We start from the raw sequence: 10,950 nt of genomic DNA, 5'->3' as shown, positions 1-10,950 counted from the left end.
CCGAAGGTCCCATTCGCGCCGGGGGTCGCAGCCGCGCCGGGGGCGGCACCCGCGCCGGGGGTGGCAACCGACCCGGGGGTGGCGTCCGCGCCGGGGGCGAGCGCGGCGAGCGAGCGCCGCACGAACCGCCGGTGCCCGAACCGCACCGCCTCGATGGCCGCGAGGGCGAGCACCACCACGAGCGTCACGAGGACGGACCCGTCCGCACCGGGATCCTGCAGCTGGAAGAACTCCCCGAGGGGCGGCACGGTGAAGATCGCGGTGAGCGCGACGAACATCGCTCCGATCACGAGCACCTTGACGCGCGTGACGGGCCGCGACAGCACGGTGAGCACCCAGATCGCGACGATCGCGAGGATGATCGTCGCCCCGGTGCGCAGCTGCTCGACGCTCAGACCGAGCCCCATCGCGAGCCGCGTGTACACCGTGAGTGCGACCGCGATCACTATGCCGGCGGGGACGGCGAAGCTCAGCGAGCGCCGGAGGAACCCGGGGACGTAGCGTTGCGCGTTCGGCAGCAGGGCGAGGAAGAAGGCCGGGATGCCGATCGTCAGGCCATCGGTGATGGACAGCTGGCGCGGAAGGAACGGGAACTCCATCACCAGCGCCCCGAAGAGCACCGCCAGCCCCGTGGCGTAGACGGTCTTCGTGAGGAACAGCATCGAGACCCGCTCGATGTTGGCGATGACGCGTCGGCCCTCGGCGACGACCGACGGCAGGTGCGAGAACCGCCCGTCCAACAGCACCAGCCGCGCGACCGCCTTGGTCGCGGCGGCTCCCGAGTTCATCGCGATGCCGATGTCGGCGGTCTTGATCGCGAGGGCGTCATTGACCCCGTCGCCGGTCATGGCCACCACGTGACCGCGGGCCTGCAGAGCGGTCACCATGCGCTTCTTCTGGTCGGGCGTGACGCGACCGAAGACCGTGTACTGCTCGAGCAGCGCTCCCCACTCGGCATCGTCGTCGGGAAGGCGCCGCGCATCGAACCCCTCGTCGACCTCGAGACCGACCTCGCGGGCGATCGCGGCCACGGTGCGGGGGTTGTCGCCCGAAATGACGCGGACGCCCACGCCCTGCGCCCGGAAGAACGCCAGCGCCTCGGCGGCATCGGGACGGACCGCCTCGACGAAGGTGAGCACCGCCACCGCGGCGAGGTCGGCGGGCAGCCGCTCGGCGGAGACGTCGTCGTCGGTCAGCGCGGCCGGCGCGTGCGCGAGCACGAGGGTGCGACGACCCGACGACGCCAGGCGGGTGACGGCGGCGCCCAACGGCGTCGACGCGTCGCTCGCATCGTCGCCGAACACCATCTCGGGGGCGCCGAGCACCCACGTCCCGCGAGGTCCATCCGAGAACGAGACGGCGCTCCACTTGCGCGCTGACGAGAATGTGATGCGCCACGCGGCCTCGATCGGGCGCTCCACCGGGAACGGTTCGCGCAGGCACTTGGCGGTGGCGTTGGCGTCGGGCGCGGCCCCGTACCACCCGAGGGCGTCCTGCCAGCCGCTCTGCTCGTCGAGCGTGAGCGCCGCGTCGAAGCGGATCTCGCCGGCCGTCAGCGTGCCGGTCTTGTCGAGACAGATCACGTCGACACGGGCCAGGCCCTCGACCGCGGGCAGCTCATTGACGAGCACCTGCTGCCCGGCCAGGCGGGCCGCACCGACGGCGAACGCGATCGAGGTCATCAACACCAGCCCGAGCGGGATCATCGCGGTCAGGGCCGCGATCGTGTTGACCACGGCCTGCGACCACGTGCCCTGCTGCCAGGCCTCGGCCCAGCCACCGGCGACCATCATCTGCGCGTTCAGCACGAGCAGCCCGATCGGGCCGATCCCCCATCCGACCCACGTCAGGACGCGGTCGATCGACGTGCGCAGCTCGCTCGAGACGAGCTGGAACCGCTTCGCCTCGGCCGCGAAGGTGTTGGCGTAGGACTCCGCCCCGACGCGCACCACGCGGGCCGTGCCCTCGCCGGCGACGACGATCGAGCCCGACAGCGCCTCGTCGTCGGGGCGCTTGTCGACGGCATCCGACTCGCCCGTCAGCATCGACTCGTCGATCTGCAGGCCGCTCGACGAGACGATCACGGCGTCGGCGGACACCTGGTCGCCCGCGCGCAGCACGAGGACGTCGTCGCGCACGACCTCAGCCGGGGCGATCTCGGCGTCGGTCCCGTCGCGGCGCACCCGCGCCAGGGGTGCGTTCAACAGAGCGAGACGATCGAGGGCCGCCTTGGCGCGGAACTCCTGCACGCACCCGATGACCGCGTTCGACAGGGCCGCGACGCCGAACAGGGCGTCCTGCCAGCGCCCCAGGAGCAGCAGCACGAGGAAGCAGGCCGCCACGATGCCGTTGAAGAGCGTGAACACGTTGGCGCGGACGATGCTGCCGACGCTGCGGCTGCTGTCGGCAGTGAAGGCGTTGGTCCGCCCGGCGGCGACGCGCTCGGCGACCTCGGCCGCGGTCAGCCCGCGGTCATCTGCCGCCGTGTTCTCGTCGGCCGTCGCCTGCTCCATGCGATCACTGTAGGGCGCGGCTCCGACATCGCGAGGGGTGGATCAGGATGCCGTGCGCCGCACCCGATCGAAGGGCCAGCGCACGTGGGTCGCCGTCTCGCAGGCGCGCCACAGGTCGGCGCCCAGCTCGCTGCGCCGCGTCGCCCGCGCCGGCTTCGCCGGCCGAGGAGCCCCGCGCGCGATCAGGGCGGGGCCGAACATCTCGCCGCCGTCGGCCGAGGCGTCGACGAGGGCGCGCACGAGCGACCACGCACCCTGCTCCTTGGACTGCGTGATCGGCGCCTGCAGGTTGTCGACGAAGCGCGAGAGCCGCGTGGGCTCGTTCACCCCGCGCACCCCCCGCGTGCGTCCGCTCGTCGAGTACCCGGGGTGGGCGACGAGACTCGAGACGGGCACCCCGTGCGCGCGCAGACGCCTGTCGGCTTCGAGGGCGAGCGCCGTGGTGGCGGCCTTGGACTGCACGTACGCCTTCCACGGGGTGTACCCCTCGCGCAGTTCGGGGTCGGTCGGCAGGTGCCGCCAGATCGACGTCGACATGCTGCCGACCCAGACCATCCGTCCGCGCGCCGACGCGAGCGGCTTGAGCAGCTCACCCGCGAGCGCGAAGTGACCCAGGACGTTCGTCGCGAAGACCAGCTCGTGCCCGCCGGCGGTCTCGCGCTGCTTCGGCGGATGCACGACACCGGCGTTCAGCAGCAGACCGTCCAGGCGCCCGCGCGCGCGGGCCGTCGCCGCGGCGGCCCGCACCGAGCCCATGTTGCTGGTGTCGAGCAGGAGGGTCTCGATGTCGGCATCCGCAACCGTGCGACGCACCGCGGCCTTGGCCGCCGCGAGACTGTGGGGATTGCGGCCGGTGAGCAGAACGTGGGCGTTCGCGGCGGCGAGCTGCTCGCACGCGAAGTAGCCGAGTCCACGGGTCGCACCGGTGACGAGGTAGGACTTTCCGGAGAGGTCGGGGAGGTTCTCAGGGTCCCACTCGGCGCGCGTCACTCTACGACCCTAACCAGAACCCGCCCCCGCGTCACGGGTGCATTCCGCGAACGGAATACGGAGGTGCGCGAAAAGTTTTCCGCGGATGCGCGTGACGAATGCCGCGCGGCCTCCGTCTTATCTGCGATCACGACGCTCCGTCTCGACGCGAACCTTCCGCCGACGACGCCGACACGACAAGAAGGAGTCAGATCATGGGTCTCGACGACAAGATCAAGAACGCCGCTCAGGACATCGTGGGCAAGGCGAAGGAAGCCATCGGCAACGCCACCGACAACGACAAGCTCGCCGCCGAGGGCAAAGCCGACCAGGTGAAGGCGGATGCCAAGAAGGCCGCCGAGAACACCAAGGACACCTTTAAGTAAGCAGCCGCCACCGCGGACGGGCGGGCCACGATCAGGTGATCGGGCCCGCCCGCGCTCTTTTCCGAGGCGGTGTCGGGGGTCGGGTCTAGGCTGGCCGCATGCGGACCCGTGGCGACATCGAGTGCTGGCTGACCGACATGGACGGCGTCCTCGTCCACGAGAACACCCCCATCGCCGGCGCCTCCGAGCTGCTCGCGCAGTGGCGCGCCGAGGGCACCCCGTTCCTCGTGCTGACGAACAACTCGATCTTCACCCCGCGCGACCTCAGCGCTCGTCTGCGCGCATCGGGCCTCGAGGTTCCCGAGGCCTCGATCTGGACCTCGGCCCTCGCGACCGCCGACTTCCTCAAGTCGCAGATGCCCGGGGGCTCCGCCTTCGTCATCGGCGAGGCGGGGCTCACGACCGCCCTGCACGAGGCGGGGTTCATCATGACCGAGACGACGCCCGACTACGTCGTGGTCGGCGAGACGCGCAACTACTCGTTCGAGGCCATCACCAAGGCGATCCGCTTCATCCGGGGCGGCGCCCGCTTCATCGCGACGAACCCGGATGCCACCGGCCCCTCGACCGAGGGCGTGCTGCCCGCGACGGGCGCCATCGCCGCGCTCATCACCAAGGCGACCGGCAAAGAGCCCTACATCGTGGGCAAGCCCAACCCGATGATGTTCCGGTCGGCTCTGAACCGGATCGGCGCCCACAGCGAGAACACCGGCATGATCGGCGACCGCATGGACACCGACATCGTCGCCGGCATCGAGGCCGGACTGCACACCGTCCTCGTGCTGACGGGCATCAGCGATCAGCGCGAGATCGAGCGCTACCCCTTCCGCCCGGACGAGATCCTCTCGTCGGTCGCCGAGCTCGTCCGCGACGAACCCCTCGAGACCGATCTCGCCGACGGTGAGGACGGGCTGAGCGAAGGCCTCTGACGGTGGGCGCTCTCGACGACGGCGAAAGGGTCCGCGCGGCCGACGCGGCCGCCTGGAGCGCGTGGCTCGAGCGCAACCACGCCACCTCGACCGGGGCCTGGCTCGTGCGCGGCCGCGGCGCCGACGCGGGGCGGTACGTCGACTACGAGGACGCCATCTGCGAGGCGCTGTGCGTCGGATGGATCGACGGTCCCGTCCGGGTCTTCGACGACGTCAGCTCGGGGCTGTGGTTCGCGCCCCGACGGGCGCGCAGCGGCTGGGCCGCGACCAACAAGGCCCGCATCGCTCGGCTCGAGGCCGAGGGGCGATTGCGCCCGGCCGGACGGCGAACGCTCGAGGTCGCGCGTGCCAACGGAGCGTGGGAGATGCTCGACGACGCCGAAGCCGGGATCGAACCGGCCGAGCTCACGGCATCCCTTGACGCGGTCCCCGGGGCGCGCGCGAACTGGGACGCCTTCCCCCCGTCGAGTCGCAAGTTCGGCCTCACGCAGATCGCGACGGCGGTGCGGCCGACCACCCGGGCCGCGCGCATCGCGCGGATCGTCGCGGACGCCGCAGAGAACCGTCGGCCCTCCTGAGACCCGGCCGACACGACGTCGGGGAGGATGGGCGCATGGACGACCGCACCCTCTGGCTCATCACCGCCTTCTTCATCACCGCCGGCACGCTCGTGGCGTTCATCGTCCAGTGGCGGCGGTCGCGACGCGGCGGCGGCGGCCGCGACCCCTTCGACGGGCCGGGGTCCGACGACCGGTGACCCGCGGGCGCACCGCTCGGCACGCGGCGGGGCGTCGGCATCCCTCCCCTCGTCACCGGAACAGGAGGGTGGCACCGGAACAGGGCGTTTCGGCGCGGATCCGCCTGTTCTCGTGACGGAGCCTGTTCTCACGACGCAGCCCGGTCTCGCGACCGAGCCTGTTCTCGCGCCCGAGCCTGTCCCCGCGACCGAGCCCGTTCCGGAGACGACTACTGCGGCGCGAGTCCCAGGTCGTCGAGATCGATGGATGCCAACCACTGCAGGCCCTCGGCCTCGATCGCGGCCTGCGCACCGGTCTTGCGGTCGACGATCACGGCGACGGCGACGACCTCGGCGCCCTCGCGACGGAGGGCCTCGACGGCCTTGAGCGCGGACTGGCCGGTGGTCGAGGTGTCCTCGACGACGACGACGCGCTTGCCGGCGACGTCGGCACCCTCGATCTGGCGTCCGCGGCCGTGGTCTTTGGGCTCCTTGCGCACGACGAAGGCGTCGAGCGGGGTCCCGGCGTGCACCGACTCGTGCATGACGGCGTTGGCGATGGGATCGGCGCCGAGCGTCAGACCGCCGACGGCCACGACCCCGTCGAGATCCTTCACCAGATCGAGCACGAGTCGGCCGATGGCCGGGGCCGCACGGTGGTCGAGGGTGAGCTTGCGCATGTCGACGTAGTACGTCGCCTTCTTGCCGCTCGAGAGGGTGAAATCACCGTGGAACACCGCCTCGTCGGAGATGAGGCCGATGAGGGCCTGGCGGTCGGCTTCGAGCTCGGGCGTGGAGGCGGTGGTCACGGCGTCGAGTCTATTGCTCCACCCCGCGGCATCCATCTGCGCACGACGGCGGGCCACGGGCGCGACACGCCGCCCCGCGGGCTCCGGCGACGGCGTGTCGCCCACGACTCCCGCCGCTGTGCACGACGCGGGCGGGCGGCGCGCGAAAGTAGGCTGGATGCCATGCGCCTGGCCACCTGGAACGTCAACTCCATCCGCGCCCGCGTCACCCGCACCGTCGAGTTCTGCGTGCGCGAGCACATCGACGTGCTGGCGATGCAGGAGATCAAGTGCAAGACGGAGCAGTTCCCGTACGCCGCCTTCGAAGAGGCCGGCTACCACGTCGCCGCGCACGGGCTGAACCAGTGGAACGGTGTCGCGATCGCGAGCCGCGAGCCGCTCGAGGACGTCGAGATCGGCTTTCCCGGCATGCCCGGATTCGAGAAGGGCAAAGAGGGTCCCGACCTGCCGCAAGAGGCGCGCGCCATCGGCGCGACCGTCGACGGCGTGCGCGTGTGGAGCCTGTACGTGCCCAACGGCCGCGGTCTCGCCGACCCGCACTACGCCTACAAGCTGGACTGGCTCGACAAGCTGCGCCAGTACACGTCCGACACCCTCGCGGCCCACCCCGACCTGTCCCTGGCCCTCACCGGCGACTTCAACATCGCGCCCACCGATGACGACAACGGCGACCCGACCGTGGTCGAGGGCGCCACGACGCACGTCTCGCCCGCTGAGCGCGCCGCCTTCCGGGCGTTCGAGGGGGCCGGACTGACCGACGTCGTGCGCCCGCTCATCCCCACCGGCTACACCTACTGGGATTACAAGCAGCTGCGCTTCCCCCGCAACGAGGGCCTGCGCATCGACTTCATCCTCGGCTCGCGGGCCTTCGCCGACGCCGTGCACGGCGCCGAGATCCACCGCGACGAGCGCAAGGGCGAGGTGCCCAGCGACCACGTCCCCGTCGTCGCCGACCTCGACCTGTCGGGCGGCGACGACGATGACGATCTGCCCATGATCTTCGGCTGAGCGCCGGGCGGGTGGCATCCCGCCGTGTCGATGGCATCCGGCCCCCTCGAGGCCCTCGCGATGGTCGATCGACTTCGGGACGCCGGGGCGTTGAGAGGCTCGCATCTCCTCCCCTCGGTCCGCGGGGAGCTGCTGTCGAGGCTCGGACGCACGGACGAGGCCCGTGCGGCGCTGCTCGTCGCGGCCGAACGCACGCGGAACGTGCGCGAGGCGGCGCTGCTCCGGCGAAAGGCCGCCGCCCTGGGCTGAACGGTTCTCGGAGAAACGCGCGTATCTCGGAGCATTTGCGGCGACGTCTCCGAGCGCGGGCGCGTTCTCCGAGATCCGGTCGCCGGACGCATGATCGCGGGGCCGGGGCGAACTCCGACCCCGCGAAACGCGTGCCTCAGGCCGCGGGGACCTCGGCGGGTGCCGTGCGCGCGATCAGCGTCACGAGCGCCTCGATGATCGAGCGCAGGAAGGCGGCCGTGCCCTCGTCGTTCACGGTGCCGTCCTCGTCGAACAGGCCGGGGGTGGACTGGATGTAGCCCTCGGGCTGGCCGAGCACCAGGGCGTTGTAGTGCAGCAGCACCGCGCGCAGGTGCTGCTGACCGGCGGCGGTGGCGATGCCGCCCTGCGAGGTGCCGACGACCGCGGTGGGCTTGTCGTTGAACGACGCCTCGCCGTAGGGGCGCGCCGACCAGTCGAGGGCGTTCTTGAGCACGCCGGGGATGGAGCGGCTGTACTCGGGCGTCGCGATGATCATGCCGTCGGCATCCTCGATCGCCTTCTTGAAGTCCTGCGCGACCTGGGGGAAGTTCCCGTCGTGGTCGGGCGAGTAGAACGGCAGGTCCTTGATGGGGATCTCCTTGAGGGTCACGCCCTCGGGCGCCACCTTCTCGAGCGCCTTCGCCAGGACGCGGTTGATCGAGGTGCTGGAGATGCTGCCGACGATGTAGCCGATCGTGTAGTCGGTCACGATGATCCTTCCGGGATGACGGAGCGCTGCGCGCCGTATGTATTCACGTGCAAGCGTCGCGGCCCTCGTCCTATTCCGCGGGGGGTTGACTCCGTCGCGCGGGGGATGCGGGTGTCGGGGGTCGCCCCTAGCGTGGAGGGATGCCGAAGCCCACCGCCTCCCAGCAGAGAGCCGACCTGGTGCTCGCGCTGGTGCTGTTCCTCGGCGGGCTGCTGAGCGCCGTCCTGTCGTCGATCTCGGGGCTCTACGGCGACCAGCAGGGCTCGCTCGCGATCGCCCTGGTCTACGTGGCCGTGCTCGCCCTGCCCATCGCCGTACGGCGGCGCTGGCCCTCGACGGCGGCGGTGGTGGTCTCGATCGCCTACTTCTTGGCGGTGACGTTCCGCATCCCCGAGCTGTACGCCGGCAACATCGCGATGTTCATCGCGCTGTACACCGTCGGCGCGTGGGAGCCGAACCGCCGGCGCGCGACGATCGTGCGCGTCGCCATCATCGTCGGCATGTTCGCGTGGCTGTTCGTGGTGATGTTCCAAGAGGCCACGCAGCCCGTCGACGCCTCGCTCGAGGGCGCCTTCTCGCGCGCGGGAGCCTTCTCTCCCTTCGTCGCCTATCAACTGCTCATGATCGGCGTGAACGCGCTCTTCTTCGGCGGCGCCTACTACTTCGGCGACCGCTCCCACCAGCAGATGCGCGAGCGCGCGGCCCTCGAGGAGCGCACCGCCGAGCTCGAGGCCGAGCGCGAGGTGACGGCCGCGCAGGCGGTCGCCCTGGATCGGGTGCGCATCGCCCGCGAACTGCACGACGTCGTCGCCCACCACGTCTCGCTGATGGGCGTGCAAGCCGGCGTCGCCCGATCCCTGCTCGACCGCGACCCCGAGGCCGCGCGCGAGGGGCTCACCGGCATCGAGGGCTCCGCGCGCACCTCGCTGCACGAGCTGCGCCAGCTGCTCGAGACGCTGCGCACCCCGGGCGCGGACTCCTCTCCCGACACCGCCCCCACCACGCACGGACTCACCTCGATCCGCGCGCTCGTCGACGAGGCCGACGCCGCGGGACTCGCGACGACCTTCACCGTCATCGGCGATCCGCCGTTCGACCCTCCCCCGCTCGTGCAGATCAACCTGTACCGCATCGCTCAGGAGGCCCTGACCAACGCCCGGCGACACGCCGGCCCCGACGCCACCGCCGACGTGCGTCTGCGGTTCACTCCGGATGCCGTCGAGCTCGAGGTCTCCAACACGGGTCGCCGCGGATCGTCGACCCCCGGTCTGGGTCAGCTGGGTATGCGCGAGCGCGCGGCCGTGTCGGGCGGCTCGATCGAGATCGGCCCGCGCACCCGCGGGGGCTACCTCGTGCGGGTGCGGGTCCCCCTCATCGCCGCGGAGGCCGTCCGTGTCTGAGCTGCGCGTCCTTCTCGTCGACGACCACGCGATGATGCGGGCCGGGTTCCGCACGATCCTCTCGCTCGAGGACGACATCACCGTCGTGGGCGAGGCGGCGACGGGTGCCGAAGCGCTCTCGGCGGCCGCGCGCCTGCGCCCCGACGTCATCTGCATGGACGTGCAGATGCCCGACATGGACGGACTCGAAGCGACCCGCATCCTCACCGCCGACCCGGCGTCGCAGGCCGCGGTGCTGATCGTGACGACCTTCGACCGCGACGACTACCTCTTCGCGGCGCTGTCGGCCGGCGCGAGCGGCTTCCTGCTGAAGAACGCCGGGCCCGAAGAACTGGTCTCGGCCGTCCGCATCGTGGGGGCGGGCGATGCGCTCCTCGCGCCCGAGGTCACCCGGCGCGTCATCGAACGGTTCACCTCCGCCGCGCCCGCACCCGTGGCATCCGTGCCCCCTCCCCTCCCCGTCGCCGAACCGCTGACCGAGCGCGAGACCGAGGTGCTGCGTCTGGTCGCCGAGGCCATGAGCAACGGCGAGATCGCGGCGCGGCTGTTCATCGGCGAGGCCACCGTCAAGACGCACGTGTCGAACGTGCTGCAGAAGCTCGGGGCGCGGGATCGCGTGCAGGCCGTCGTGCTCGCGCACCGGCACGGCTTGGCGTGAGCCGGGGCGGCTCCGTGGACGCGCTCACCGATCGAGGCGAGTCCGGCAGGGCGACGACTCCACCCGGCGGGGGAGCGACCACCCGCCCCGCGGCGGAGGCGCCCCAGCCGTCGCGTCCCTAGCGTGGGACCAACGACAAGAAGGGATGCATCGTGCTCGAACTGAACGGCATCACCAAGAGCTACGGCGGACGCCGCGTGCTCGACGACGTGGGGTTCGTGGTGGCCCCGGGCCGGCTCACCGGCTTCGTCGGCGGCAACGGCGCCGGCAAGACCACGACCATGCGCATCGCCCTGGGCGTCCTCGCGAAGGACGCCGGAACCGTCGCGCTCGACGGGTCCGCGGTGACCGCCGCCGACCGCCGCCGGTTCGGCTACATGCCCGAGGAACGCGGCCTGTACCCCAAGATGAAGGTCGCCGAGCACATCGCCTACCTGGCCCGCCTGCACGGTTTCGGCAAGGCCGAGGCGACGAAGAAGGCCACCGCGCTGCTCGAGCGGCTCGGACTCGGCGAGCGCCTCGGCGACCTGGTCGAGACGCTCTCGCTCGGCAACCAGCAGCGCGCCCAGATCGCGGCATCCCTC

Annotated in this window: 13 protein-coding genes; 9 read left to right on the top strand and 4 right to left on the bottom strand. The window is 71.4% G+C overall.

The features are described 5' to 3' along the window. Together DBR36_RS14440 and DBR36_RS14435 are read right to left on the bottom strand one after the other, a co-directional pair. A partial coding sequence (locus tag DBR36_RS14440) for an HAD-IC family P-type ATPase (protein ID WP_108320459.1) occupies nt 1-2,513 on the bottom strand: 2,513 nt, incomplete at its 3' end. A 42-nt stretch (nt 2,514-2,555) separates the two neighbouring features. Beyond that, nucleotides 2,556-3,503 (bottom strand): SDR family NAD(P)-dependent oxidoreductase, encoded by a 948-nt coding sequence (locus DBR36_RS14435; protein ID WP_108320458.1) that lies wholly within the window; start codon nt 3,501-3,503, stop codon nt 2,556-2,558. A 194-nt stretch (nt 3,504-3,697) separates the two neighbouring features. On the opposite strand from DBR36_RS14435, the gene DBR36_RS14430 reads away from it, so the two are divergent. The 4 genes from DBR36_RS14430 (at nt 3,698) to DBR36_RS17875 (ending at nt 5,554) form a co-directional block, all read left to right on the top strand. Then, a complete protein-coding gene (locus DBR36_RS14430) occupies nt 3,698-3,868 on the top strand; it encodes a CsbD family protein (protein WP_108320457.1) in 171 nt (56 codons plus the stop codon). Between the two features lie 98 nt (nt 3,869-3,966). Beyond that, the gene (locus tag DBR36_RS14425) at nt 3,967-4,797 is read left to right on the top strand and encodes an HAD-IIA family hydrolase (RefSeq protein ID WP_108320456.1); all 831 of its coding nucleotides are present in this window, start codon (nt 3,967-3,969) and stop codon (nt 4,795-4,797) included. Nucleotides 4,798-4,799: 2 nt separating this feature from the next. Beyond that, nucleotides 4,800-5,375, top strand: a complete 576-nt coding sequence (locus DBR36_RS14420; RefSeq protein WP_108320455.1) for a YdeI family protein — start codon at nt 4,800-4,802, stop codon at nt 5,373-5,375. A gap of 35 nt (nt 5,376-5,410) precedes the next feature. Further along, nucleotides 5,411-5,554: a hypothetical protein gene (locus DBR36_RS17875; protein ID WP_181373619.1), complete on the top strand. Its 144-nt coding sequence runs from the start codon at nt 5,411-5,413 to the stop codon at nt 5,552-5,554. Nucleotides 5,555-5,763: 209 nt separating this feature from the next. Here the strand turns inward: DBR36_RS17875 and pyrE are convergent, their stop codons facing one another. Then, complete coding sequence (gene pyrE / locus DBR36_RS14415) at nt 5,764-6,342, bottom strand: orotate phosphoribosyltransferase (protein WP_108320454.1); 579 nt, start codon at nt 6,340-6,342, stop codon at nt 5,764-5,766. Between the two features lie 162 nt (nt 6,343-6,504). Here pyrE and DBR36_RS14410 point away from each other — a divergent pair, with 162 nt between their 5' ends. After that, entirely contained in the window at nt 6,505-7,350 is an 846-nt protein-coding gene (locus tag DBR36_RS14410) for an exodeoxyribonuclease III (RefSeq protein WP_108320453.1), read from the top strand. Nucleotides 7,351-7,374: 24 nt separating this feature from the next. Further along, entirely contained in the window at nt 7,375-7,599 is a 225-nt protein-coding gene (locus tag DBR36_RS14405; RefSeq protein WP_375136085.1) for a hypothetical protein, read from the top strand. 136 nt (nt 7,600-7,735) lie between these two features. Here DBR36_RS14405 and DBR36_RS14400 read toward each other — a convergent pair whose 3' ends face one another. Next, entirely contained in the window at nt 7,736-8,308 is a 573-nt protein-coding gene (locus tag DBR36_RS14400; protein WP_108320452.1) for an NADPH-dependent FMN reductase, read from the bottom strand. A gap of 140 nt (nt 8,309-8,448) precedes the next feature. Between DBR36_RS14400 and DBR36_RS14395 the strand changes: the two genes are divergently transcribed. The 3 genes from DBR36_RS14395 to DBR36_RS18540 form a co-directional block, all read left to right on the top strand. Next, entirely contained in the window at nt 8,449-9,708 is a 1,260-nt protein-coding gene (locus DBR36_RS14395) for a sensor histidine kinase (protein ID WP_108320451.1), read from the top strand. Next, entirely contained in the window at nt 9,701-10,366 is a 666-nt protein-coding gene (locus tag DBR36_RS14390; protein ID WP_108320450.1) for a response regulator transcription factor, read from the top strand. The genes DBR36_RS14395 and DBR36_RS14390 overlap by 8 nt, the downstream gene beginning before the upstream one ends. A 152-nt stretch (nt 10,367-10,518) precedes the next feature. Beyond that, nucleotides 10,519-10,950 (top strand): ABC transporter ATP-binding protein (locus DBR36_RS18540; RefSeq protein WP_258222872.1); only part of this gene is annotated, 432 nt, incomplete at its 3' end.

Source organism: Microbacterium sp. HMWF026, from assembly GCF_003061325.1.
Classification (GTDB): domain Bacteria; phylum Actinomycetota; class Actinomycetes; order Actinomycetales; family Microbacteriaceae; genus Microbacterium; species Microbacterium testaceum_E.
The sequence above is the reverse complement of the archived record's forward strand: the minus strand, read 5'-3'. Positions and strand labels throughout refer to the sequence as shown.

Bases quoted from the DNA above. Each gene is read 5' to 3' on its own strand.
- DBR36_RS14430 (WP_108320457.1), top strand. From the start codon at position 3,698: ATGGGTCTCGACGACAAGATCAAGAACGCCGCTCAGGACATCGTGGGC.
- DBR36_RS17875 (WP_181373619.1), top strand. From the start codon at position 5,411: ATGGACGACCGCACCCTCTGGCTCATCACCGCCTTCTTCATCACCGCC.
- DBR36_RS14395 (WP_108320451.1), top strand. From the start codon at position 8,449: ATGCCGAAGCCCACCGCCTCCCAGCAGAGAGCCGACCTGGTGCTCGCG.
- DBR36_RS14425 (WP_108320456.1), top strand. From the start codon at position 3,967: ATGCGGACCCGTGGCGACATCGAGTGCTGGCTGACCGACATGGACGGC.
- DBR36_RS14410 (WP_108320453.1), top strand. From the start codon at position 6,505: ATGCGCCTGGCCACCTGGAACGTCAACTCCATCCGCGCCCGCGTCACC.